General features: G+C 63.6%; 20 protein-coding genes. 6 read left to right on the top strand and 14 right to left on the bottom strand.

Translation table 11 applies throughout. The features are described 5' to 3' along the window. Positions 1-66 precede the first annotated feature (66 nt). The 3 genes from HFRIS_RS04610 to HFRIS_RS04600 all read left to right on the top strand — a co-directional run bounded on the left by HFRIS_RS04610 (position 67) and on the right by HFRIS_RS04600 (position 6,425). Entirely contained in the window at positions 67-4,572 is a 4,506-nt protein-coding gene (locus tag HFRIS_RS04610; protein WP_152486628.1) for a CHASE domain-containing protein, read from the top strand. Beyond that, positions 4,569-5,531, top strand: coding sequence for a diguanylate cyclase (locus HFRIS_RS04605; protein WP_006462077.1), 963 nt, complete (start codon positions 4,569-4,571; stop codon positions 5,529-5,531). Before HFRIS_RS04610 ends, HFRIS_RS04605 begins: the two co-directional genes overlap by 4 nt. 264 nt (positions 5,532-5,795) lie before the next feature. Beyond that, positions 5,796-6,425: a response regulator transcription factor gene (locus tag HFRIS_RS04600; protein ID WP_006462076.1), complete on the top strand. Its 630-nt coding sequence runs from the start codon at positions 5,796-5,798 to the stop codon at positions 6,423-6,425. Positions 6,426-6,457: 32 nt separating this feature from the next. Here the strand turns inward: HFRIS_RS04600 and HFRIS_RS04595 are convergent, their stop codons facing one another. The 7 genes from HFRIS_RS04595 to HFRIS_RS04565 all read right to left on the bottom strand — a co-directional run bounded on the left by HFRIS_RS04595 (position 6,458) and on the right by HFRIS_RS04565 (position 12,726). After that, a complete protein-coding gene (locus HFRIS_RS04595; protein ID WP_006462075.1) occupies positions 6,458-7,180 on the bottom strand; it encodes a GGDEF domain-containing protein in 723 nt (240 codons plus the stop codon). Beyond that, a complete protein-coding gene (locus HFRIS_RS04590) occupies positions 7,180-7,569 on the bottom strand; it encodes a DUF1987 domain-containing protein (protein WP_006462074.1) in 390 nt (129 codons plus the stop codon). The genes HFRIS_RS04595 and HFRIS_RS04590 overlap by 1 nt, the downstream gene beginning before the upstream one ends. A gap of 44 nt (positions 7,570-7,613) precedes the next feature. Further along, a complete protein-coding gene (locus HFRIS_RS04585; protein WP_006462073.1) occupies positions 7,614-8,177 on the bottom strand; it encodes a SiaB family protein kinase in 564 nt (187 codons plus the stop codon). Next, a complete protein-coding gene (locus HFRIS_RS04580) occupies positions 8,174-9,454 on the bottom strand; it encodes a SpoIIE family protein phosphatase (RefSeq protein WP_006462072.1) in 1,281 nt (426 codons plus the stop codon). Before HFRIS_RS04580 ends, HFRIS_RS04585 begins: the two co-directional genes overlap by 4 nt. A gap of 164 nt (positions 9,455-9,618) precedes the next feature. After that, on the bottom strand, positions 9,619-10,302 hold the full coding sequence (locus HFRIS_RS25160; protein WP_039874376.1) for a hypothetical protein: 684 nt from the start codon (positions 10,300-10,302) through the stop codon (positions 9,619-9,621). Positions 10,303-10,474: 172 nt separating this feature from the next. Next, entirely contained in the window at positions 10,475-12,103 is a 1,629-nt protein-coding gene (locus HFRIS_RS04570) for a rhodanese homology domain-containing protein (RefSeq protein ID WP_006462070.1), read from the bottom strand. Then, positions 12,100-12,726: a cysteine dioxygenase family protein gene (locus tag HFRIS_RS04565; protein ID WP_051110872.1), complete on the bottom strand. Its 627-nt coding sequence runs from the start codon at positions 12,724-12,726 to the stop codon at positions 12,100-12,102. The genes HFRIS_RS04570 and HFRIS_RS04565 overlap by 4 nt, the downstream gene beginning before the upstream one ends. Before the next feature lie 345 nt (positions 12,727-13,071). Between HFRIS_RS04565 and HFRIS_RS04560 the strand changes: the two genes are divergently transcribed. Together HFRIS_RS04560 and HFRIS_RS04555 are read left to right on the top strand one after the other, a co-directional pair. Further along, positions 13,072-13,863: an SDR family oxidoreductase gene (locus HFRIS_RS04560; RefSeq protein ID WP_006462068.1), complete on the top strand. Its 792-nt coding sequence runs from the start codon at positions 13,072-13,074 to the stop codon at positions 13,861-13,863. Between the two features lie 130 nt (positions 13,864-13,993). Next, a complete protein-coding gene (locus HFRIS_RS04555) occupies positions 13,994-14,353 on the top strand; it encodes a response regulator (protein WP_006462067.1) in 360 nt (119 codons plus the stop codon). On the opposite strand, the gene HFRIS_RS04550 is transcribed toward HFRIS_RS04555, so the two are convergent. From HFRIS_RS04550 to HFRIS_RS04520, 7 genes are all read right to left on the bottom strand, one after another. After that, complete coding sequence (locus tag HFRIS_RS04550; protein WP_006462066.1) at positions 14,346-16,826, bottom strand: hypothetical protein; 2,481 nt, start codon at positions 16,824-16,826, stop codon at positions 14,346-14,348. The genes HFRIS_RS04555 and HFRIS_RS04550 overlap by 8 nt on opposite strands. Beyond that, entirely contained in the window at positions 16,826-18,097 is a 1,272-nt protein-coding gene (locus HFRIS_RS04545) for a DUF3142 domain-containing protein (protein ID WP_244436256.1), read from the bottom strand. Before HFRIS_RS04545 ends, HFRIS_RS04550 begins: the two co-directional genes overlap by 1 nt. Positions 18,098-18,217: 120 nt before the next feature. Continuing rightward, positions 18,218-19,528, bottom strand: a complete 1,311-nt coding sequence (locus HFRIS_RS04540; RefSeq protein ID WP_006462064.1) for an MFS transporter — start codon at positions 19,526-19,528, stop codon at positions 18,218-18,220. 420 nt (positions 19,529-19,948) lie between these two features. Further along, positions 19,949-20,659: a response regulator transcription factor gene (locus HFRIS_RS04535; RefSeq protein ID WP_039874370.1), complete on the bottom strand. Its 711-nt coding sequence runs from the start codon at positions 20,657-20,659 to the stop codon at positions 19,949-19,951. Between the two features lie 166 nt (positions 20,660-20,825). After that, the gene (locus tag HFRIS_RS04530; RefSeq protein ID WP_006462062.1) at positions 20,826-21,236 is read right to left on the bottom strand and encodes a response regulator; all 411 of its coding nucleotides are present in this window, start codon (positions 21,234-21,236) and stop codon (positions 20,826-20,828) included. Between the two features lie 261 nt (positions 21,237-21,497). After that, positions 21,498-21,893 carry a response regulator gene (locus HFRIS_RS04525; RefSeq protein ID WP_039874365.1) on the bottom strand — a complete coding sequence of 132 codons (396 nt, stop codon included), beginning with the start codon at positions 21,891-21,893 and terminating at the stop codon, positions 21,498-21,500. A gap of 2 nt (positions 21,894-21,895) precedes the next feature. Beyond that, the gene (locus HFRIS_RS04520; protein WP_006462060.1) at positions 21,896-23,371 is read right to left on the bottom strand and encodes an ATPase domain-containing protein; all 1,476 of its coding nucleotides are present in this window, start codon (positions 23,369-23,371) and stop codon (positions 21,896-21,898) included. A gap of 195 nt (positions 23,372-23,566) precedes the next feature. Here HFRIS_RS04520 and HFRIS_RS04515 point away from each other — a divergent pair, with 195 nt between their 5' ends. Continuing rightward, positions 23,567-23,995, top strand: a complete 429-nt coding sequence (locus tag HFRIS_RS04515) for a hypothetical protein (RefSeq protein ID WP_006462059.1) — start codon at positions 23,567-23,569, stop codon at positions 23,993-23,995. Positions 23,996-24,034 lie beyond the last annotated feature (39 nt).

Raw genomic sequence — 24,034 nt, 5'->3', positions numbered from 1 at the left:
CGCGTGGGGGTACGTGGGCTTGTTTCATTGATGATCATGCATTCCAACAAGAAAGACCTGTCGAAAATGACCAGAGTCACCCGCAATACCTGGATTTTCCTGCTGATTGCCCTGGGCCTGCTGCTGGCCGGGGTGGCCGGCCTGTCCCATCTGAATCATCAGGAGGTACGCAGCAGTCTGGCCATGGACAGCCGCTGGATCAGGGACGACATCGAGTCCCTGCTGCGCCGCTATGAACACGGCCTGCGCGGCACGCGTGGTGCCATCCTCGCCATCGGTCCGGGCGAACTGAATCGCGAGCGTCTGCTGCGCTATATGGACAGCCGCGACCTGGCCCAGGAATTCCCCTGGGCCGGTGGCTTCGGCTTCATCCGGTATGTACCGATGGAGCAGCGCAGGGAATACGAAAAGAAGGTCGCCGAGCACCATCAGCTGTTTCCCTCCATTACCCAGTTGAGCAAGACCACGGGCGAGCTCTACGTCATCGAACAGATCGAACCGATCGGCCCCAATCGCGAGGCGCTGGGCCTGGATATCGCCTCCTCCCAGGAACGCCGCTCGGCAGCCGACCACGCCATGCTGACCGGCCGTGCCGAACTGACCACGCCGATCCAGCTGGTGCAGAAGCAAGGGTCAGGTGCCAACGCCTACCTGTTCCTGCTGCCGATCTATGCCGGTTCGGTGACACCTGCGACCATGGAACAGCGACGCGAGCAGATCGTCGGATGGGCCTATGCCCCGCTGTCGGTGCAGGACATCCTGTCCGAGCTGAGCCGCCGCTGGAACATGCATTCACTGGAAATCCTGATCGAGGATGTGGCCAGCGATCAACCGCCGGTGGAACTGTTCCGCAGCGCAGGTTACAACCAGCTCGATGATGTGGTCAGCCTGGACACGGCGGTGCCGCTCTATGGCCGCGCCTGGAGACTGGTAATCCGCGCTTCGCCCGAATACAGCCAGACGCACCAGTTCATCAGCGACCGCGCCATGCTGCTCTCCTGCGGCACGCTGCTGGCCCTGATCGTTGTCATCGCCCTGGCCTACCAGGTCTTTTCCAGCCGCGAACAGAAGCTGCAGGAAGCCCGTGCGCTGCTGGCGGCTGTGGTCGACAGTTCTCCCGATGCCATCGTGACCACCGATGCCCGGGGCCTGATCAGTTCCTGGAACAAGGGGGCAAGCGATTATCTGCACCTGCCGGAAAGCCGCGCGCTGGGGAGCAGTCTGTCCGATCACGCCACCCTGCGCGAACTGGATGAGCGCGGTGGTGCGCCGGAAGTCGCAACGATGTCCGAGCAGGCAACGACGGCGCAGGTCATCAGCCTGCCGGGCGATCCGATACGCTATGCCTCTGCGCTGCTGTTCCCGTTGCGCGACCGCGCGGGACGGCCGATCGGCAAGGCCTTCATGCTGCGCGATATCACCCGCGAGAAGCGCATCGAACGCCAGCTGCATCGCATCAACGAAGAACTGGAGCTGACCGTCCAGCAGCGAACCCATGCGCTGCACCAGGCCAAGACCATGCTGCAGACGGTGCTCAACGTCATGCCGTCGCTGGTGGGCTACTGGGACAAGCATCTGATCAACCGTTTCGCCAATGCCTCCTACGAACGGGTGTTCCATCGCTCGCCGGGCGAGATCAATGGCATGTACATGCCCGACCTGTTGGGCAATGACCTGTTCGAAAAGGCGCTGCCCCATATCGAGGCGGTGCTCGCCGGAGAAAAGCAGACCTTCGAGCGTACCTTCGATGATCCCTCACTGGGGATGAAGCATGTACTGACCACCTATATCCCCGACATCTCGGATCAGGGCGAGGTGATCGGCTTCTATGTGGTGGCGCACGACGTCACCGAGATTACCCATAACCGCAACCAGCTATGGGAAGCGCTGGAACAGAACCAGTCGCTGCTGGACCAGGTGCAGGAAACCAATGCCCTGCTCAACAACGTGCTGGGCTCGGCCACCGGGGTGGCGATCATCGCGACTGCGCCGGACGGCATGATCACCCTGTTCAACCGCGGCGCCGAGCAGATGCTGGGCTACCGTGCCGAAGAAGTGATCGGCCAGCTGAACGAAGAGGCCTTCTCCGGCCAGCGTGTGGCGCCCCCCGCCTCACCGCAGAACGGAGAGACCGACCAGGCCGTGGCCGACCTGCCCTACCGCCGCAAGGATGGCGCAACGCTACCGGTGGCGCGCCAGCAGACCGCGATGCTGGATCACCGCCAGCGTCATCTCGGTTATCTCTACATCGCCATGGACATGCGCCTGCAACGCAAGCAGGAGGCCGAACTGGCAGCCGCCCGCGACCAGTTGATGCTGGCTGCGGAAGTGGCCAAGCTGGGGGTATGGGTGTGGGACATGCAGAGTGATTCCTTCGAGTTCAATCGTCGGATCGCCGAGATCTACGGCATTGGCAACGGCATCGGTACCCAGACCACCACCTACGAAGCCTGGCGCCGCCGCGTGCATCCGGACGATGTGGTCTATGTGGAAAATGCGCTGCAGGCGGCCCTGGCCGGCAGCGGGGAATTCGAACCGGTGTTTCGCGTGGTGCGCGAGGATGGCGGCATCCGCTACGTGCAGGCGCGCGCCCATGTGGACCGCGATGGCATGGGGTCGGCGGTACGGGTGATCGGCATCAACCTGGACATCACGCAACGCATCGAATTCGAGAACAACCTGGTCGATGCGCGACTGAAGGCGGAACAGGCCAACTCGGCCAAGAGCCTGTTCCTGGCCAGCGTGAGCCACGAGATCCGCACGCCCATGAACGGGGTACTGGGGATGATCCAGCTACTGCAGCGGACCCAGCCGCTACCGGGCCAGCGTGACTACCTGGAGAAGGCGGAGATCTCGGCCAAGTCGCTGCTGAACCTGCTCAACGACCTGCTCGATTTTTCCAAGATGGATGTGCAGCAATTGCAGCTGGAGCTGCAGGCCTTCGATCTCGATCATTTCCGCCACGACCTCGTCGCGGTGCTGGCCGGTTCGCCGCCCCAGGAGGGGGTCAGCCTGAATATCGAACTCGATCCTGCATTGCCGCAGCGCGTGGTAGGCGATGCCTACCGCCTGCATCAGGTACTGGTCAACCTGATCGGCAATGCGCTCAAGTTTACGCACCTGGGCCGCATCGATGTGCGCTTGCAGAAGCTCGCTGCATCCAGCGCACAGCAACTGAACCTGAGGGTGGAGGTCAAGGACACCGGCATCGGCATCGCTGCCGAACGGCTGGAGGACATCTTCGATGCCTTCACCCAGGCCGAGGCCTCGACCACCCGCCGCTACGGTGGTACGGGTCTGGGTCTGGCCATCAGCCGCCATCTGGTGCAACTGATGGGCGGCCAGCTGCAGGTCAGCAGCGAGCCGGGGCGGGGCAGCCGTTTCTGGTTCGATCTGCAATTGCCGGTGGAAGATGCAACACCGCTGTCGGAGGCGCGCTTGCGCGGTGCGGACGCGACGATGCAAAGCGGCGACACGGCACCGGCCACGTCGCGCGAACTGGAAGGCGTGCAGATCCTGCTGGTGGAAGACAATGCCGTCAATCGCCAGGTCGCCAGCGGCCTGCTGGCGCTTTCTGGTGCGCAGGTTACCTGCGCCGACAACGGCAGCACGGGCGTGGCCATCGTCAGCGACCCGGCGCGCCATTTCGACCTGATCCTGATGGACTTGCAGATGCCTGGCATCGACGGCATGGAGGCCACCCGCCGCATCCGGCGCCAGCACGATCTGCGCGGCATTCCCATCCTGGCCATGACGGCCAATGCATCGCCGGAGGACAAGCGGCGTTGCATCCAGGCGGGCATGGCCGGGCATATCGCCAAGCCCATCGATGTCACCACGCTGATCCCCACTCTGCTGTCACACCTGGGCCATGACCGATCGTCAACGGCAACAGTGTCGATGACGGAAACTGCCACCGATGCCATCACCGATGCGCCCTGCTCGCGCCAGGGCGTGGACAGTTACCAGACGGTGATGCGGCGATTCCGTCAGGCCAGCGATATCTACCGATTCACCCTGGATACCGCGGGAGCAGAGCTGGAGCGTCTCCTGACGCAATACCGGGAGGCCCTGGAAGAAGGCGCGCTGCCCGCCATCGGTGCTGCCAGTCATGCCATCAAGGGCCTGAGCGCCACCATCGGTGCCTGCGGTCTGGCGGCCTATTTCGGCACCGTCGAAGCGCACAGCGCACAAGCGGCGTCCATCGAGACCGATGCGCTGCTGGAGCGCTGGCGCCAGGAGTTCGCCCCCAGCCAGCGCGACGCCCAACTGGTCCTGCAGCAATTGCTGATGCAGGCCATGCAGGGGGCGCCGGCTCTGCCGGCCAGCGACACCGAAGCCGCGCCGCCGGTGACGCCAGCGCCACAGGCTTCCGATTTTCCTGATAGGCAGCGCCTGCGTGACTTGTTATCGTCGAGCAACCTGGAGGCACTCGACCTGGCCGAGTCCATCAGCAAGCGGCACGGACTGACGCAGCACGTTCGGTACCAGCAATTGTGGGAGCTGATCGAACGACTCGACTTTGCGTCGGCGCTGAGCCATCTCGATCAACATTTTGGAGAAGCAAGTTGAAACGCATCCTGGAAGAACTTTCGTCGCTGCGCGGCAGTCGGGCGCGGGTGCTGCTCTGCGACGACCAGCCGATCAATATCCGCCTGGCCAATGCGCTGCTCAAGGGTGACTACGATATCTTCATGGCCACCAGCGGCATGCAGGCCATCGAGCAGTGCGAGAAGGTGCAGCCGGACCTGATCCTGATGGACGTCAACATGCCCGGCCTGAATGGCTACGAAACCTGCGAACGGCTCAAGCAGAACACCGCTACGCTGGGTATTCCGGTGATCTTCCTGACCGGCCTCAATAGCGAGGAGGACGAGGCCCGTGGCTTCGATGTCGGTGGCGTCGATTTCATCAGCAAGCCGATCCACGGCACGGTACTGAAAGCGCGTGTACTGACGCACCTGACCCTGAAGCTGCAATCCGATTTCTATCGCAACATTGCGGTGACCGATTCGCTCACGGGCTTGTTCAACCGTCGCAAGTTCGATAGCGAACTGGCCGAGAAATGGGAACTCTGCAAACGCTCCGGCCAGGCGATCTCTCTGCTGATGATCGACATCGATTACTTCAAGCGCTACAACGATCACTACGGCCATCAGGCCGGCGACCACTGCCTGGCCGAAGTGGCGCACGCCATCCGCAGCAACTTCCATCGCAGCTATGACTGCGTGGCGCGCTATGGGGGCGAAGAGTTCGCCTGCATCCTGCCGATGGCGGGGAGCGAACAGGCCATCAGGCTGGCCGAGAATGTCTGCCAGGCGGTGGCACGTTTGAAGTTGCCCCATGCGCGTTCCGAGGTGGGGCCGCATGTCACGCTCAGTATCGGCGTGGCCTCGATCACGGCACCCGATCCCGGTAGCTCGCCGGCGGGGCTGATTGCGCTGGCTGACCAGAACCTTTACCAGGCCAAGGCGCACGGTCGGGCACAGGTGTATGCAGAAGTGGAAATCGCGCAAGGGACAAGCGCCTGAAAGTGTCAATTAGCCACGCCGGCAAGTCTCTTATATGCCACGCTATGTGGCCTCTTGTCGAAAAAAATTGAGATTCTTCTCGAAGAAATTCGAAGTATTACGCCAGAAATTTTCCATCCTATCGACTAAATTCGACGGCACGGTGAAACTGCAGTTTTTCTTCCCGCATGTCCTCGTTCAGTGGCGCAAACGGTGCCGCGGCGAGGAAGTCGGTGAAGCCCTTTATCCCGTTTGATGCGTCCATATCGGTCAAGGAAGAAAAACATGGCAAATACAAATCTCGCTCATATCGTTGGTGGTGACGATTCCCTCGGTGGCCCGCTGGGTCGCATGCTGGAGGCCGCCGGCTTCCACGTGGCACACCATCCCTCTGCAGACGAATTCCTGCAGGAGCCGACCGCCCCACCCGGCGGCACGGTGCTGGAAGTCCACATGCAGGATGTCGACGCACCGCAATTGCGTTCGCTGCTGGGTGAACGACAGCTCGGCATGCCGCTGATCGTGATCACCACGCAGGCCCAGCGTCCGACAGAAGGAAATGAACCGCGACCCACCGCCATTCGCGACACCCGAGGCACGTTGCAGCAGGAGGATAACCGCAGCCAGCCGATGCTGCACCAGCAGCTGGTAGCCGCCTTCCGCGGTGCGCTGATGCCCTTCGATGAATCCGGTCCGCAGATGCAGCAGCGGCAGGAACACCACCAGCGCCTGAAGACGCTCACCCGTCGCGAGCGCGAAGTGCTGGAGCGCCTGGTCAAGGGTCGCCTGAACAAGCAGATCGCCGCCGAACTGGGCACCTCCGAACGCACGGTGAAGGCCCATCGGCAGCAGGTGATGCGCAAGATGCACGCCGGTTCGCTGGCCGAACTGGTGACGGCGATGACCCGCTACTGATTCACCTGGCGCCGCCTGGCAGGGCGGCAGCCTCAGCCGGTGACGGTATCCTCGGATTCCACCCGGTTGCGGCCGCCGCGCTTGGCTTGATACAGGGCCTGATCGGCGCGTGCATAGGCCTCTTCGAAATCGCTGCCGGCGGCAGCCCAGGCCACACCGAAACTGGACGTCACCGCCCGTTCCGGCAAACACTGAAAGCGTTCCCCCGCAATCGCCTGCCGGATCTTTCCGGCCAAGATCACCGCCTGCTCCAGCGCCATCCCGGCCAGCAGGATGGTGAATTCCTCCCCACCTACCCGTCCGACCACACCGGTCCCCGCCAGCGTGCTGCGCAGGCGGCCGACCAGTTCCCGGATCACGGCATCGCCGGCCGGATGCCCGAATTCATCGTTGATGCGCTTGAAGAAATCGATATCCAGCACCACCAGTGACATCGCCGATTTTTCCAGGATCTGGTGAGCCCGCTCGAACACCGCACCCCGGTTGAGCGCGCCGGTCAGGTTATCGTGCCTGGCCTTGTAGTCGAGCTCATCGCTCAGTTGCTTCAGGCGCGCATTGAGCTGATTGAGCTCGCGCTCGGTGCGGTCACTGCGCGAGATCAGGCGACGGCTCTGCCGCATCAGCTGACCATAGTGCTGTACCAGCTCCTCCAGCGCTGCCCGATGGGCGGCCGGCTCGGCGCCAGCATCGGCCTGCACGGCATTGGCGCGGCTCAGGGCCTGGGCTTCCGCTTCGAAAAGGTCGACCTCGTCCATCAGCTCTGTACCGCGTGATCGTGGAAGACCAGCGCGGAAAAGTCTTCCTGCAATTCCTGGCCGAACTCGAAGATGGTGTCGTCTTCCTCATCGTGGTACCAGTTCAGGACCACCTCGGTGCCGGCCTCGGCCTTCTCGTTCAAGGCATCGAACAGGGAAAACAACATCTTGGTGCTGGAGCTGTTGAAGTAGGCCAGGGCCACGTTGACGGTGATGGTGCCGCCGTCCTGGTCGTCGGCGAGGAAGCGGCGCAGCGTGGTGATGATCTCGCCCCAGAACTGGGCGGCATTCTCGGGATAGGATTCGCCCTTCAGCGAAAGCATGCGCTGGTCGAAGCGGAAGTCCACTTCGGGAGAGCTGGCGCTGGCGGCAATGAATAGATTGTCCATGATGTCGTGTGTCCGGATACCGGCGGGCCTGGATCAGGCACGCCTCAGATGGTGGCCCTCAGGTAGAAGGTCTGGTCGCCATTTTCCTCGGGCGCGGAGAATTCGAAGTCCAGCGGCGCGCTGGCATCGCGCGCCACCGTCAGGAAACCCAGACCCGCACCCTTGCTGTCGGGCGGTGTTTCAGAACGCAGCATTTCCTTGTAGGCCAGCTTGATCTCGTCATTGGTCAGCGAGCGCAGATGTTCCAGTTTCGTGCGTAGCTTGCCGGCCATGTCGGCATCGACCGGATTGGCGCAGTGCAGGAAATAGCGGCCATCGGTCTGGGTGATGAAGACCGCGCCATGGCGCATCGGCGGCTCGGTGACCTTGCCTTCCTTTTCATGCAGATCAGCCGAGTAATGCACGATGTTCTGTGCCATCTCGATGAAGGAGGAGAACAGCTTGCGACGCGTCTGCGCCAGCGCGCCAGTATGCTCGGCGCGCAGCTTCACGGCCTCGGCCATGGCGGCGATGATGGTCTGGGAAAAATAGCCGACGTAGTAAAAGACGATGTCGCGTCGCGCGACATAGCTATGGAACTCCGCCCACTCCTGCTGGATACCGTTCATGCGTGTGTTCCGTGTTGACTGTCTTGAGTGAAGGAGGCGCCCAGGCGAGCGCCGAAGAAACAGATATCGTCGCGGCGGCGCTGCGTACCCTGGTAATGCGCGTGGAGGTCCATCACCACCCGTGCCAGTTCCGGCATGCGCAGGCCGCCGCTGCCATGCTCCAGCAACGTGCGGCGCAGGCGCTGCTTGCCGAAGGCGATGTGTTTGGGTCCACCGATCTGGTCGATCACGCCGTCGGTGCAGACGAAGACCATCGTCCCCGGTTCGAGCTGCAGACTATGGTTGTCCCACTGCATGTCATCGGGGGTATCGACATAGCCCAGGCCGACGCGCTTGCCTTCCACCGTGACCACATCGGTGCCATCGGCGGACAGCACGAACAGCGCCATCTTGGCGTGGGCACTGGTGAGGGTATGGCTGGCGCGGTCGAACCAGAAGAAGCAGGCATCCATGCCATCATCGGATTCCGAGGCCTTGCCGGAGTCGCCATGCTGGCCCAGCACGCGTTTCATGCTGCGGTTGACCTCGCGCATCAGGCGCGCCGGGTCGTGCGGGCCATGCAGTTCCAGCGCCTGTTTCAGCGAAGAGGACGCGATCAGGGTCAGGAAGGCACCCGGCACGCCATGCCCGGTGCAATCGGCCACGGCGGCAAACCAGCCATCCGCATGGCTTTCGAAATGGTAGAAGTCCCCTCCGACCACATCGCGTGGTTCCCACACCAGGCAGGCGTCGTCCAGCGCGTCGGTCATGGCCGCACGCGAAGCGCTGAGCATGGCACGCTGGATCACGCTGGCGTAGTCGATGCTCTGCATCACCTGGCGGTTCTTTTCTTCCTGCATGGCCACCAGTTCGCGCATCAGCGCCAGACCGGCACCCAGCCCCGCCAGCCGGCCCTGATCGACGATCAGGAAGCCATCGGCCAGGGTCTTGTCGCCCGAGGCCACGGCCAGCGCGCCCAGGGTCTCGATGGGCGTATCGGCTTCGACGATGAGGGGGTCCTTGTCCATGAACGCGATGCAGCTCTTGCGCTCGTACAGCTCGCGGTGATACGGCTTGGACATCTGGGACATGAAGATATGACGGCTGATGAGCCCGATCGGCCGCTGCTGCTCCACCACCGGCAGGCTCACCAGCTCCTTGTGCTGGCCGAAGATGTCCAGCACGGCTGCATTGTTCTCATCGAACTGGACGACCGGCACCTGTACCGCCAGCGCTCCCGCTGTCGGTTGGAACAACTTGCTCCCCATGGCCGGAGTCAGACTGAAATGGCTTTCCACCGTACACGCCCGCGTAGTGATTTCTGGATTGACCGCGGATCATATTTCATTCCTGTGACAACAATGTGACCGCGTCGCCGATGGGCGACATCCAATCGATCAAGCGAGACGTTTTGTATCACTTGAATTGCGATCTCAGATGGATAAGTGGCGAATACTGGCCCTTATGGCTTGCGCTGGAGGCAGGAGGTCACGGTTTCCCAGGTCGCATGCCAGTCTGCGACATCCAGGCTGCTCCAACGGATCAGCGACTGGATACTCTGCTGAAGCTGCGGCAGTGGATCAGTCAGGACGGGTTCATGATGCGCAATGCGGTTGCGAAACCGTCGCAAGGTCTCCAGCTCGGCATGAATGACCTGACGAGCCTGCGAGGGTCCCGAAGGAAATCCGGAATTGGGGAAATTGGGGAAGCATCGGTGCATCTGTCCGCGCCATAGACGTTCCTGATAACGTGCGGTGAACATGTGGCACCAGAATGCAAACTTGAGTTCGGCGATGACTTTGCCGGTGGCGCCAACCCGCATCTTGTCACGAGCGCGCAGCAACTCGGCTTGAGGTTGGAAATGAGAACCGCGAGGGTTGGGCAAGCTGCGTTCGAAGTTCCTATTCCACGGCCATTCGCCACCATAAGTGGCCGCCAATGCACTATCCACGGCATTTCTCACACTGACTTCGCAGACATGTAGTGAAGCGAAGAACGCGGCCGACATCAAAGCGTGCCAGCTGTATCTGTCCAGAACGTGAGCGTCGGGGGAAAATCCTGGAACTGTTTGAAAAGTCACCAGGCGTGCTGCCGACAACGCGCCGGTGATGTTGTCGAGCTGCGATAGCGTCAGGCCTTTGTTCATATTCCACTTACCTATCCTTTGGCGCGTGTGCTACCATTTTTCGGTGAGCTTGTGGACACGCGGGCGTCAGCCTCCCCCACAGGACAGATGATATGGAACACGGCCCACCTCGGTGGGCCGTTTTTCATTTCCAGCGTCAGCAATCAAATTTATTTCGCGCCGGACTCCGGGATCAGATCACGAAAAACCCGTGCGTCCCATCCCTGCCCAACTGCTCCACCAGCCCGAACTCCCAGTCGAGGTAGGCCTGCATGGCAGTGGCGGCATTGTCGGTACCTTCATAGGGACGGCGATAGCGATCGATGCGGGGCGAGAGCAGATGCTGCTCGCCACTCTCCAGAGGCAGGCCGGCCTGCGCCCACGCGGCGTTGCCCCCCTCCAGCAGAAAGACCGGCTGCGACACCAGCGCCTGCAGATCGGCAACGGCAAACTGCGCCAGCAAGGCGCTCCCGCAGGTAAGCACGAAGCGTGTGGCCGCCGGGAAGCGACGTGACACGGCGGCGATCTCCGAGCGCAGCACGAACCATGCACCCGGAATATGCCCCGCCACGTAACGGGCGCTCAGAGCAACGTCGATGACGACGGTGCCACCGTGCGCGCTGGCTGCGTCATCCGCATCCAGCCAGCTCTTCAACTGCTGCGGACCAATGCGCTGCTGCGGCGTAACGGCTGCCACCGGCAGCGTGCGCGGCGCCTCACCGCTGACGGCGAAGTCAGCCGGCGTCGCACCCTCCACGACATACACTTCCCATCCCATCTGGGCCAGCCAGGAAGCGGTCATGTCGGCGCGTACGCCATCATCGTCGGCCAGCACGATGCGCGCTCCGCGAACCGGCGCGTTCATCTCGGTCTCCTGCACCAGCTGGCCACCAGGCGCCGAGAGGAAATCCGGCAGATGCCCCTCCCGGTACTGCTCGGGCGTGCGGACATCGAATCGATAGACGGTGCGACCGGGCTGCGCCAGGGTGTCCAGCGCGGCGAACGCGATGCGCTTCACCCCGGCCCGGTCGGCCACGCTGCGAGCCTGGCGACGTGACTGTTGCTGCTGGCCGACCTCGACCTGTTGCGGGAAACGACGTGCCTGCCCGTGCTCCAGCTGCTGGCCAGCCAGCGTCCAGCCGATGGTGCCGTTACGCAGCGCATGCACGCGATTGGGAATGCCCGCATTGACCAGCGACTGGGTCCCGATGATGCTGCGCGTGCGGCCGGCACAATTGACGATGACATGCGTCTTCGGGTCCGGGGCGATGGCCGGCAGGCGCAGCACCAGTTCGGCGCCGGGTACGCTGATGGAGCCGGGGATGTTCATGTTCTGGTATTCATCGAAGCGGCGGGCATCGACCACCACCACGTCCTCCCCGCTGTCGAGCAAGGCCTTGACCTCTTCGGCGGAGAGCGACGGGGTATGGCGTTGCGACTCCACCAGTTCGCCGAAGGCCTTGCTGGGCACGTTCACGTCCTGGAACAGCTCGCCGCCGGCCTCGCGCCAGCCGCGCACGCCGCCGGCCAGTACGCCCACGCAGGTATAACCCAGGGTGCGCAGGCGCAGCGCGGCACGCACGGCCAGCCCTTCGCCGTCATCCAGCGTGACGATGCGCACGTCGCGACGCGGCAGGCGGCTGTAGGCGTTCAGTTCCAGATGGGAGTACGGGAAATTGGCAGCAAACAGTGGATGCGCTTGCGCATGCGGTGCTTCTTCGCGCACGTCGAGCAGGGCGATCTCTTCGCGGGCCAATAGCGCGGCACGCACCTCGGCGTAGCTGATGACAGGGATGGAAGCAGCGGCGTGGTCTTGAGTCATGAGGAGGCTTGTTCGATGGAGAGGTCCCAGATATTGGGCAAGGTGGAATTGGAATAGCCGGAGATGAACGGCACGCGCCGTCCATCCGGGTGATACACCGAACGCCTGACCGCGCCGATATTGGCGCCATAGACATGGATGCTGATCGACACCTGGTCGGCAAAGGCATTGCTGACCTGATGCACGTCGTGCAGTTCGGGATGATCCGGTGCCACGGCCTCCACCTGTCCGGCTTGCAACAGCGCGCGTTCGCCCACCGGCTGCAGCTGCTCGCGCTGCCAGCCAAAGGATCGCGCATGCTCGGCGCCGCGCAGCACGCCGATCAGTCCCCAGACGGTGTGGTCATGTATCGGCGTACGCTGCCCCGGCCCCCAGACGAAGCTGACGACAGAGAAGCGTTGGGCTGAATCGGCATGCAACAGGAATTGCTGGTAACGCTCGGGATGCGGCTGGGCATAGGCATCGGGCAACCAGTCATCGTGCGCCACCAGTTCGCGCAGCAAGGCGCCGCCCTGCTCCAGGATGAGGGCCTGCCCGGGCTTGCCATCAAGCAGGCCGGCAAACCCGGTGATGAACTCGCGCAAGCGCCAAAGCTGCTTGCCGGATGGATGGGGTGTTGCCATGTGTCCCTCTCTGTTTTCGCGGTGACCGGTCTGCGCCGGCTCAGACGCGCACTATAAATCATTTCCCGATATCCCGATGAGCCCGCCAGTGTGGCCATGCGACAGGCCAGGGTCAACGAAGCTGTACGCATATGGATATGCGCAGGCTCATCTTCAGGCTCTCCGTCACCGCCGTCGGTGCGCAGCCGCGTCCACATCGCGGCTTGGGCCTACAGACTGGCGGCGCGGCCCTTCTTACCATGAAGCATCAATATGGAGGCAAGCATGAGCGATAGCAGACCTGAAAGCAGACCTGAAAGCGTCCCCGCCCAACACCAACCCCGGCAACCGGGTGACGAACAGCAGATGCAACCCCGCCCGCAAAGCGCACCGGCCGGCGAACCCGGACGACGGCTGGCGGGAAAGGTGGCCCTGATCACCGGCGGCGACAGTGGTATCGGTCGCGCCGTCGCCCTGGCCTATGCACGGGAAGGGGCCAAGCTGGCCATCGTCTATCTGGATGAGGAAGAAGATGCACGGCGGACCCAGCAGGATGTCCAGGCACTGGACGCGCCCTGCCTGCTGCTGCCCGGCGATGTCGGGTCGCCCGAGTTCTGCCGCCGTGCCGTGCGTTCGGTGATGGATGCCTATGGCCGTCTGGATGTGCTGGTCAACAATGCGGCCCAGCAGTATCCGGCCGACAGCATCGAGCAGATCTCGCCTGAGCAGCTGGAGCATACCTTCCGCACCAACATTTTCTCGATGTTCTACATGGTCAAGGAAGCCATGCCCTTCCTCACCCGAGGCGCGCGCATCATCAATACCACTTCGGTGACGGCCTATCGCGGCAGCAAGCATCTGGTGGACTATGCCGCCACCAAGGGCGCGATCGTGGCCTTCACGCGCTCGCTGTCGCAACAGCTGGCGCCCGCCGGCATCCACGTCAACGCCGTGGCCCCGGGGCCGATCTGGACCCCGCTGATCCCCTCCAGCTTCAGTGCGGAAGAAGTCGCCGGCTTCGGCAAGAACGTGCCACTGGGCCGCCCCGGGCAGCCGGACGAAGTGGCACCGGCGTACGTGTTCCTGGCCACCGAAGGCGCTTCGTACATGACCGGGCAGGTGCTGCATCCCAACGGGGGCGAGATCGTCAATACCTGAGCCTGTCGCTGCGGCGAGCGCGGTAAGAGAACCTGAGGATGGGCGAGATGGCCTCAGGAAAACCCCGATGGCGACAGTGTTGCCATCGGGGCATGATGAGCTTGTCCAACGACCATCGCGAGAGCCCCTCATGCACAAGACCGCCCTGATCGCTACGTCCCGACCCGAAGTCAGCCGCGCGCTGACCGAATGGCTGGCCATCAACGACATCGATATCCAGATCGCCGGCAGCGGCAATGATGCCATCGAGCACATCGCCCTGGACCGGCCCGACCTGGTGCTGGCCCAGCTGGCCATGGAAGGCATGAGCGGCCTGCGCCTGGCGCACTACCTCAAGGCACAGGACACGCTGGCCGATGTACCGGTGATCCTGCTCTGCCGCGATGAGCGGGAGATGGATCTGGTGAAGGGACAATGGCCTGCCTTCCTGTGCGCGGGGCCGCTGAACCCGGCGCTCATTTCCGAACTCAAGCGCGAACTGGTCAACTAATTCCTGTTTCCGCACTTCCGGCGCGGCGGCGGCGACGCCACTGCGCCACGCTCCATCCACCACCGACCACGATGGCCAGCAACAGCGCCGCGCTGAGCGCACGATGCTGGCTCACCCATTGCCGTGTACTGCGCCAGGCCTGTTGATACGGGAAGCGCGCCGCTGCGGCAAAGTCCGGTTCCACGCAGTGTTGCCCAAAGTCCGCTGAGAACGGCACGGCCGCACCCTGCCGCACATAGCGAAGATAAAGCTGCTCGGCACGCGGCTGGTCGTAATACACGAAATTCACACCCTGGCACAGCACCGCCGCGAAGGCTTGCGAGCGCGGCGGCAGTTCGTCGGCCGCCTTCATGGCATAGCCTGCGGCGATGTCGCGGTAGTGGAAGCGCTTGTAGGGCTTGGCTTCACTGGCGGCATAGCGCTGGCGCTCGCCCTCGGTCACCAGCGGCCCGGGCAGGTCGGCCTGGGCACGCGCCTGGGGCGTGGTCGGAAGCGGTTTGTTCTCGTCCCCATACGGGGCGGCACCACGTCCGGCGCCCCAGGGGTAGCTGCCGCCATAGACGGCGAAGTCCGGTCCCTGTTCGTATCCCATGATCTCCATGCCCTGGCGCCGCGCAATCACGGCCGCCTCGTACCAGCCCTGGGCGCGACTGTTGGCGCGCCAGGCATGCTGCCCGCGCTCCAGCGCCTGGCCATAGTCGCGTGCCTTGGCGCGTACCCGCCAGGTCACCGGCAGTTCCTTGCCGTTGTCGTCGTAGCTGCTGTCGACGAAACGCTCGTCGCGTTCATCGGGGAAGTAGGCCAGTGATGCTTCCACCCTGCCCTCGCGCACCAGACGGCGTGCCAACAGTTGGCGCAGGCGGTCTTCCACAGTGACCGCCGACAAGCCCACCGCGACCCAGCGCAGGGACTGCCGGCCGGGTTCCTGCTGCGCCGCTGCCTTGGCGACCGCTTCCGGTGCTGGCATGGGCGAAGCCGGGGCGTGGGCATCGACATAGGTCTTCAATTCGTCGGTGGTCAGCACCCGCTCTGCGACGTAGGCCAGATCGTTGTAGTAGTCGGTGTAGGCGGCGAAAGCATTGCTGCCGGCCTGCGCAGTCTGACGAGCGGCGCGGTGGAATTGCGCCAGTGCCTCCACGTACTGGCCGCGTGAGAGCGTCAGCACCCCCTGCTCGCCGACCAGCAGATTGGCATTGCCCGGTTCGACGCTGGCATCGTTGCGCGGGAATCCCTGCGCGGCACGGGCATAGGCCTGCGCTGCGCCGTCGTTGTCACCCTGGCGCAGCGCCAGCTTGGCGCGTACCCACCAGGACAGCGCCGACTCCTGCCGGCCGGCCAGCGAGGCCGCGAGGTCATACCGACCGGTGCGATAGGCCAGTGCAGCCACGCGATCGGCGCCGGCGATCTTTTCCAGACCACGCCGGCGCAGAGCATCGACCAGGTTCACCAGCACCGGATTGGGCTGGATGCGGCTGCCGCGGGCGGCATCGGCATAACCGGAGGAGCCGCTACCGGCTGCGCCCGGGTCGTAGTCACTACCGGCCATCTGCGGGCCTTCGCCGACATCGCCCACGCGCGCCAGCGCATAGGCCACCAGCAGCTTCTGGGCGACCGCATCATCGATGAGGGCCATGGTGATCGCCGGGCGCGCCAGGCTCCATGCGGCCAGCGCCTGCAGCGAGGAGGGTGCGCTGTAGGAGCCGCGCGCAGCCTGCTCCGCGTACAACCGGATGGCCTGCTTCAGATCGGCCGGCGGGATGCTCTCGCCACAGTTGCGGCCCTCGTTGAAATCGGACCAGTTGCAGGCACCCGCAGCGCCCACCAGCAACAGCCTTGCCTGTTCGCCATAACTGGCCACCGCCAGCCCCAGCGGATCGGGCGCGCCCGCTACCGCCAGGGTACGGGCCTTGTCGAAATTGGCGATGGCCTGTGCCCGCTGGCCTTGCATGGCATGCAGGCGACCCAGCATGTAGGCCGCCCACACGGCACGCTCGCTGGCCTGCGCCGGCGGCAAGGCCAGCACGGCCTCGAAGCGCTGGCGTGCCGGTTCCAGCGCATTGTGGCGGAAGTCCTCTGCGCCGGCGGTGTAGAGCCGGATCGCAGGCGGCAGCGCAGCACCGGCGGCATAGGCGGCCTCACCGTCGGAGGCAGCGCGCATGGCCTGCAGCGCGGCCCATTGCGTGGCGTCCAGTTGCCCCTTCTCCAGCATGCGCAGCGAACGCGGATCATCGGGACTGCCACTGGCCTGCTCATAGCCACTGCCCTCGTCGGCCTGCAGCCGGTCGGTCACAGTCACCAGATGAGCGGTCTCCCAGGTGAAGGAATTGGCGGGGGTGTTGCGCAGGCTGCCGGCGCGGTCGTCCAGCAGCTGCAGCGGGAAGTCCGGGCCACAGGCCACTACCGTGGCCGCGCCCAGGACCAGCAGTGCGCTCAGTGCGCAGGCAATGCGGACGGCCGGGTTGGTTCGTTTCATCAGGATCCCATTTCCAGTGTGATATCCGGGGCGGCCGCATCGTCGCAGCGCAACCACCCGATGGTGCGGCTGGCACCGGCGCGTAGCAGGCCAGCCTGGCTCAGGCGCAGGTAACGTCCCTGCGCATCGTTTTCCAGCGTGTAGCCATTGATGCCGTCAGCGGTGCAGGTGTTCCCGGCCGGTCCGGCCGGTGACGGATATCCCTGGCGCACCCGTATGCGCAGCGGCAAGGGGGCGTCGGCATTGCCGGCATTGTCCAGGCGGATGTCGCGTGCAGGCTGGCCCGGATGGGCGGCCACCAGTTGCACCGCCAGACCTTCCTTGAGCGGCTTGCGCTGCAGGACGGCGATCCAGGTCGACAGGCTCCAGGCGCGACGATCGTCTCCGGTCGGCAGGCGGAACCAGACGATGCCGGCCAGGCCCGCCGGTGGCGCTTTTTCCAACTGCGTGACGAAGCGCGCCATGGTGCGTGGCTCGGCCATGAGCTCCTGCGCCACGCCACCGACCAACAGCGCCGACTCGCTCTCGACGGCGGCGATCCTGCCCTGCCCGTTCCAGACCACCCGCGATCCGTAGGCCGGCAAGGCCACGTGCCAGGGACGACGGGTGCGCTGGGCATATTGCTGCATCCAGTCCTGGGCGCGCTCGGCATCGAACAGGCCCAGGCGCGGGTCCTGCACCGCATGCACCTGCAATGTGGATGCGTCAGCAACAGCCAGCAGATCCGCCAGGCGCGGGCTGGCCAGCCAGGTGGGCAAGGCGGTCACGGTCAGGTCCAGCGGGGCGATGCGCGTCTTGAGGCTGCGCAGGAAGGCGGTGTATTCGGGCAGGCGCGCGGTGGCGCAGTCATAGTCGATTTCCAGCGCGGCCGGCTGCAATCCGCGCTGGCGCCAGGCGTCGACCAGTTGCAGCAGATGGGTCTGGATGGCGGCACCATCGAAGCGCGCCAACTGGCCATTGATGCGCACCGTCATCAGCAGCGGCCGGCCGGTGCCGGCCAGCAGGGCGGCATCGGGCTGGATGTCGATCCAACCACCGGAGGCGCCCAGCTCGGCGGCCAGCACATGCCAGCGCGCCACATGGGCATTGGAGGCAGACAGGGCATTGCGCAGCGCGGGCGTCCACTGGCGCTGCCAGACATAGACATCCTGGGCCAGCCCGACCTCGGTGGCGGGATGGCGAGAACAGGAGGCCAGCAGCACGGTCAGCACGAGCCAGGTGAACAGGCCGGTGGAGAGGCACCAGCCGGCGCAACGGAGCAAAGGAGGCATGGTCGACGGATCGGGGACGGCCAGAGGTGCCGGCATTGTACGCGAGCCATCCACAAAAACGACCAGGCCCGGTGCCTTGCGGTCACCGGGCCTGGTGGCGTCAGGATGTCGAAGTGCGGATCAGGCGCGGTAGCCCTTGCTGCTCATCGGCACGAAGGCCAGCAGCACGCCCAGGATGGACAGACCGATCACGTACAGCGCCGGGCCTTGCGGGTCAGCCTTGATCCACAGCGAGATCAGCACCGGGGTCAGGCCACCGAAGATGGCATAGGCCATGTTGTAGGCGAAGGACAGGCCGGTGAAGCGCACCGCCGGCGGGAAGGCGCGGGTCGAGACGATCGGGGTCAGCGAGATGCTGCCCACGAACAGGCCCACCAGCGCATAGCCCCAGATCAACGATTCGGGCGAACCCGGCAGCTGGCCGTAGAACCACCAGGTGGACAAACCCAGTCCGCCCCAGCCGATGATCATGCTGGCCCGGGTGCCGATGCGGTCGCACAGCCAGCCGATGGCCAGGCAGCCGATGGTCAGCATCAGGGTACCGGCGCAGTTGGCCTGCATCACCAGCTTGGCCGGCAAGTGATGCACGGTCTGCAGGTAGGACGGGGTCATCAGGATCACCACCACCACGGCGCCCGACAGGCACCAGGTCATGCCGGCGGTCAGCATGCTGGCGGCGCGGTGTTCGCGCAGCACGGTCTTGAGCGGCAGTTCGGTGGATTGCTTGCGGCGCGCGGCCAGCTCGCGGAACACCGGCGTTTCTTCCAGGTAGCGACGCAGGTAGACCGACACCAGGCCGAACACGCCGCCCAGGATGAAGGGGATGCGCCAGGCGTAACCCGCCACCTCGGCCGGTGCATAGACGCTGTTGATGAAGATGCCCATCAGCGAACCCAGCAGGATGCCGCCGGTGATGCCGGCGGTCAGCGAGCCGACGCCGAAGCTGTAGCGGTTGGCCGGGACGTGCTCGGCCACGAACACCCAGGCGCCGGGCATCTCGCCGCCGATGGCCGCACCCTGCAGGGTGCGCATCAACAGCAGCAGGATGGGCGCGGCCACGCCGATGCTGGCATAGGTCGGCAACAGACCGATCACCAGCGTGGGCACGGCCATCAGGAAGATCGACAGCGTGAACATGCGCTTGCGGCCGATCACGTCGCCGTAGTGGGCGATGATGATGCCGCCCACCGGACGCGCCAGGTAGCCCGCAGCGAAGATGCCGAAGGTCTGCAGCATGCGCAGCCATTCCGGCATGTCGGCCGGGAAGAACAGCTTGCCTACGACGGCGGCAAAGAACACGTAGATGACGAAGTCGTAGAACTCCAGCGTGCCGCCCAGGGCCGACAGGCCCAGGGTGCGATAGTCGGAGGAAGTGAGGGGGCGATGCTGGGACTCGTTCAAGGCCCCGGTAAATTCAGCGGAAGTGGTCATGATGGTTCACTAACGGCAAAGCAGACATCCGGCGCGACTGCGCCGCTGCACGAAGTGCATGGGAATGGCGCAGCGGGCCGGGTGGCCTGCTTCATCTTTTCGGTCGGGTGGTCGCAGACGGCATGTCTGCGCAGGACAGATTCAGCAAAAAACGTAGAGTAGAGATATACGATTTAGCGTCGAAACTGACTTAATGATACCCGAAAGCGGCAAAACTTTCGCGGCGCAGCATTTCTTGCCGTGACTGGAAAGCTGCGCAGCATCAGCAGCGGTGGCACGTTGGGAGTGCTGCAGAAGGCAAAAAGCCCGCATTGCAATATATTCGCAATGCGAGCTTCTAATATGAACGTACTGGCAGGCAGTTCGCCCGCAAAAGCAGGTGGTACCGCCACTGTTGCGAGCCGGCCACCGATAGGCAGGTCAGGATTCCAGCACGATATCGACCGACGAACTGCGACGCAGCATCAGGAAGCCTTCGCCGTAGATGTTGCGAATCTGCATGGGCGACTCCGGCAGCGAGCGCAATTTCTGCCGCACGCGATAGATCAGTGCGTCGATGCGGTGGGCATCGTACTCTTCCCCGCCGGAGCGCAGCAGGTCGAACAGCTGGCCATGCGACACCGGATAATTCGGACTCTGCAGCAGTGCCGCCAGGGCGGTGCTCTCCTTGTCGGTGAATTGCAGAGCCACCGCCCCATTGCTGGAGAGGCGCCCCGAGCGGCGATGGAAGGCCCAGGTCTCCGACTGCGGCGAACTCTGGTGCGGCGCAGTCTTCATGCGACGCGCCAGGGCCGTCAGGGTGGCCGAGACTTCGTCCAGCTTGACCGGCTTGGCCAGGGTGTAGTCGGCACCGTCGCTCATGCAGCGCACCCGTTCTTCGCTGCGACTGGCAGCGGTCAACACGATGATGCCCATGGACGGGAAATGCTGGCGCAGCGAAGCCAGTTCGGGCATCAGGCTACCGTCAGGCAGACCGACGTCGGATAACAGGATGTCGGGCTGGCGGCTCCTGAGGATATCCCGCGCCTGTGCCAATGCGGAACAGACCGAGATTTCATATCCCAACTCCCCCACGTGCGCGCTCAGCGAATTGCGCCACTCAAGATCGCTTTCAACAATTAATACTTTCATACTCTAGCGTTCCGGATGAAAACTGTTTTTATGACTTCCGGAGCATCCCCCGCGTACTGTTCCGTACGTGCATCCGGGCCTACCTGCAGGCAGGGAGATGCTTTCCATAATCACAACGTTATACAGAAAATATCTGCGCATAAAATCATAAAAACTCGCAGATCCCTCAGCCCTGAAAACTCCGCTGCGCCTGGCTTTGCGCGCTTTGGCGCAGCAGCCCGGTGACGGTTCCAAGGAGGTGGTCGACCGAGCAAGGCTTGAGAAGAAAGGCAGCAATGGTGGGAATGCGGGCACTGGCTGCAGGCAGGTGCGCACTGATCAACACCACCGGGATATGGCCGTAGCGCTCATGCGACTTGATATAGCGCGCCAGCTCCATGCCATCCATGCGCGGCATGCGCAGATCGGTCAGTACCAGCGCCGGCGTATCGGCCTGCATCACGGCCATGGCTTCCACCCCGTCGGCCGCCGCCATGACCTTCAATCCCCCTTGGCGCAGCAGCTCGCACAGCATTTCGCGCGAGTCCGCATGGTCTTCGACGACCAGTACGGTCGTTTGCTTGTCGCTGTTTGCCACAACATCCCTCCTGTCATTCATCCCGCACACGATGTCACGGTGACTTGTTGTGACTGATGGTGATGGTTGGCGAAGAATCGGGATATCAGGAAATTCCTGAAACTCTCGACAACATTGCCGTCTGGCCATGCGGACAGTGCGACAAGGCGCCCCCTGCACGGACGGCGGGCAGGGGTGAAAACGACGAAGTGAAGGAACGCAAAAGAGACGCCGACCCGCGCCCGGCCAAGCTCGGCCGTAGGGCGGGCAGTCCGAGGGGGATCAGGGAGAGGAAGGCAGCAGGCGCTGGATTTCTTCCAGCAGGCGGTCGAAGAAGACGGGCTTGCGCAGGAACAGGTTGTGACTGGATTGCGACAGATCGTGACGCTCCGGCGCCCCGCTGCACAGGATGACCGGCAAGTTCTGTCCGCCAGGCAAGGCGCGCAGCGCGGCGCACAGCTCCAGGCCATTCATGACCGGCATCATGCAATCCGAGATGACCAGGTCTGGCCACTCCTGCTGCGCCTTGACCAGCGCATCGGCGCCATGCTGAGCCGTCACCACCCGGAATCCATGCAGCTCCAGCAGCATGGAATAGGTATCGGTGATATCGATCTCATCGTCGACGATCAACAGTAGCGGCAATGCCGCCGTTGGTGCGGATGACACGCCGGACATGGTCAACGTCCATCCGCAACCGGCGCGGTAGAAGGGGAGACCAGGCCATCGATCTCAATGCCGGCATCCGAAATGTTCATCAGCCGGCTGGCGCCGTCATAGCCGTTTTCGCGCAGTTTCATCACTGAAATCTGACGACGGCTGACATCGTGCTGGACCACGTACTCCAGCAACATCATGTTTTCGTACAGCTGCGAGGAGCTGGGATCGACCTGGGGCCGGGATTCGCGGAAATACGGCAGTTGCTCGGTGATGAAGGTGGTCACGCCCCGCGCCCGCAGTTCATTGGTCAGCGCCACCAGGAAGGGCCGCACGCGCTGCTGCTGCACCACGATGCTGCGCAGGCCGTCGACGCCATCGATCAGCAGGCGTGTCACGCCACGGCTGGAGATGTTGTCCAGCATGCGCTTGGCCAGGTCATCGCACAGCATTTCCAGCGGCAGCTGCCACATCATCTGCAGGGCACCGCTCTCGATATGCTGTTCCATCGGCATGCCGGCCTTGCGGGCCTTGGCCAGCAGCCGCTCGGGGGATTCGTAGAAACCCAGGATCAGGCACTGCTGGTCATCCTTCAATCCCTGCTCGATGAAATGCAGGCCCATCAGGGTCTTGCCCACCCCGGGGCTGCCCAGCAGGCAGGTCAGGGAACCACTGACCACGCCGCCGCCGATGCACTTGTCCCAGGAAGGGATGCCCACGCTGACATAGCGGTCGGAGGTGCCCGGCACCTTGCCGGCACGGGTGGCGGTGGCCTCGAAGCGGGGGAAGATCTCGACCCCGCTCTGGTTGATTTCGAACACATGCTTGCCCAGCAGGTGATTGGCGCCGCGCAGCTTGAAGACCTTGATCTCGCGCACCAGCTGCATGCCCGACTCGTGCTGGCTCAGCTCGATGACACCATCCACCAGGGTGTTCTCGGACTCGGGCATGTTGCCCTCCACCGGGGAAAGCAGGATGGTGGTGCAATTCATGGCGAAGACCAGGGCATTGAGCGAATGCATGAATTCCGAGAGATTCAGGTCCGAAGGCCCCGAATCGCGCACAGAACGGAAACCATCGATGATCAGCATGGCCGGACGATGACGATTCAGTTCGGCACTGATCAGGCGCAACAGGCCACGTAAACCCTCGCTGGCCAGCGCGCCATAGCCGCTGAGCATCTGCATCTGCTCGCCGACCAGGCTTTCATCGAAAAAATCAAAATTGCTCACATGATTGAGCATCTTGGCGTGGGATTCGGCAATGAGCGTCAACAGCATCACCTTGTTGCCGCCGCGCGCCTGGGCAAAGCCCACCTGCGAGGCCAGCGTGGTCTTGCCGCTGCCGGCCAGCCCCTGGATCAGATACAGGCTACCCGCTGGCAGACCGCCACCCAGGATCTCGTCAAACCCGGCAATCCCCGTACTGATCAGGGGGATGCGGCTGGGCCGATGGCTCCGGACGGGGGCGGATGGATGGGGCTGCTGGTGATCGCTCATGTGGATGGATGCTCGAATTTTTTATTGTGCGAAGGATTAATGAGTTTTCACGCATTATACGTTCGCCCACGATATGACTAAGGTTGTCATACAGCCCAAAAGTTGCACCTTTGGGCAGGTAAACTTCCTGACATCCGCTTCAGCGGGACGATTGGCCGCCGATAATACCGGAATCGAATTCCTGGCGAGACGATCATGCAGATTGCAAGAACAACACCCACGGCAAGCACGACAAACACTGGGGAGCTCGCATTACCGGCGGCCGCCGATCAGGCAGCGGCCAGCACCGCCGGGCAAGACAGCGTGGCACCCAATGCCGCCTCGACGCTGGTCAAGCTGTCCGGGGAGGCCAGGCAGCGCCTGGCCGAGGAATTGCAGGGCAGCCTCACCGACCGGATCGGGACAGACACGTCTTCGGCCCAGATGACCGCCAGACAGCGCAAGCTGATGGAAAAACTGCTCAGGCGCACTGCGCTGCTGAACATGGATGTGTTCAGCGCATTGCGCGAAAAGCTACGTGCGCAACTACAGCAAAAACCTCAAACTCCGTTGATCCAGCGCCAGGCCAACGACGAAAAGGCGAACCAACGAAGGGAAGACAGCAAACCTGCCGGTCCGGCCTGATGATGAAAAAAAACGCCATTGCCCTCTCGGGAAATGGCG

Source organism: Herbaspirillum frisingense GSF30 (assembly GCF_000300975.2).
Lineage (GTDB): Bacteria > Pseudomonadota > Gammaproteobacteria > Burkholderiales > Burkholderiaceae_D > Herbaspirillum > Herbaspirillum frisingense.
This window is presented reverse-complemented; position numbering and strand designations above follow the sequence as displayed.